A 1,315-nucleotide genomic window follows, 5' to 3' on the forward strand; every position below is an offset into this window, starting at 1 on the left:
TCAGTTTTCCTTAGCAAGCTCAGCCTTAATCTTCTCTGTAAGTGCAGGAACTATCTTATTTAAATCTCCTACGATACCATAATCTGCAACAGTAAAGATAGGTGCATTCTCATCCTTATTAATAGCAATGATGATATCACTCTCTTCCATACCTGCAAGATGCTGTATTGCACCTGAAATACCTATTGCAAAGTATAGATGCGGACGAACCGTCTTACCTGTCTGTCCTACCTGAATATCCTTAGGCATCCAACCGGCATCCACTACAGCTCTTGAGCAGCTTACAGTTCCGCAAAGTGCATCTGCAAGTTCCTTAAGTATCTTAAAGTTCTCGGCGCTTCCTACACCTCTACCGCCTGATACCAAAATCTTTGCGGCCATTATATCTTCTGTAGTCTTAGTGTTCTTTACGATTTTAAGGATCTCAACATACTTGTCATTCTCTTCAAGCTTGGCATCAAAGTCAATAACCTCGGCCTTTGCTCCTGCAACTCTTTCCTTCTTTTGCATAACACCCGGACGGACTGTAGCCATCTGCGGTCTGTTCTCAGGACAGGCAATAGTTGCTATAGTGTTTCCGCCAAATGCAGGTCTTGTCATAAGAAGCTGATTGTGCTTTTGCTCTCTGCCTGCAATCGCCACAAGCGGATAGTCACCTATATCAAGCTGTGTACAGTCTGCTGTAAGTCCTGTTCCTACTCTTGCCGATACTCTCGGACCCAAATCTCTGCCTATAGCTGTAGCACCGATAATAAATACCTCAGGTTTATACTCATTTATAACCGCTGCAAGTGCCTGTGTATATGGCTCTGTACGATACTCCTTAAGTTTGGGATCATCAACTACAATTACTCTGTCTGCACCATACTCGGCAAGCTCATCTACCAATCCCTTTATATCGGATCCTAAAAGTACTGCTGTCACCTTCTGTATTAAGGTCGGCAGCCAAATCCTTACCTTTTCCTATAAGCTCAAGGGAAATACCGCTTAATTTGCCGTCTACCTGCTGGGCAAATGTAAACACTCCCCTGTATTCTTCTGTATTTTGTCTCATAAACGACTCCTTTTTAGATGATATGTGTTTCTTTTAATTTGCCTAAGATATAGTCAACAGACTCTGATGCACTTAAGTTTACCTGCTCTCCGGCACCTTTTCTTACCTTATCGGATGCCTTTGCAATCTGTGTCGGTGAACCTTTAAGACCGATATTTGAGTCATCCACACCTACAAGATCGGCTCTTGAAAATACAGTCACTTCCTTGTCATAAGCATCAAAGATTCCACCCGGAGTCATATATCTCGGCTCATTTAACT

At 42.7% G+C, this 1,315-nt stretch carries 2 pseudogenes; both read right to left on the minus strand.

The window, feature by feature from the left end:
- Nucleotides 1-1,054: pseudogene (locus HMPREF0381_RS14125) on the minus strand (electron transfer flavoprotein subunit alpha/FixB family protein).
- A gap of 13 nt (nucleotides 1,055-1,067) precedes the next feature.
- Nucleotides 1,068-1,315 (minus strand): annotated as a pseudogene (locus HMPREF0381_RS14130) (electron transfer flavoprotein subunit beta); the annotation flags it as partial.

Source organism: Lachnoanaerobaculum saburreum DSM 3986 (genome assembly GCF_000185385.1).
Lineage (GTDB): Bacteria > Bacillota > Clostridia > Lachnospirales > Lachnospiraceae > Lachnoanaerobaculum > Lachnoanaerobaculum saburreum.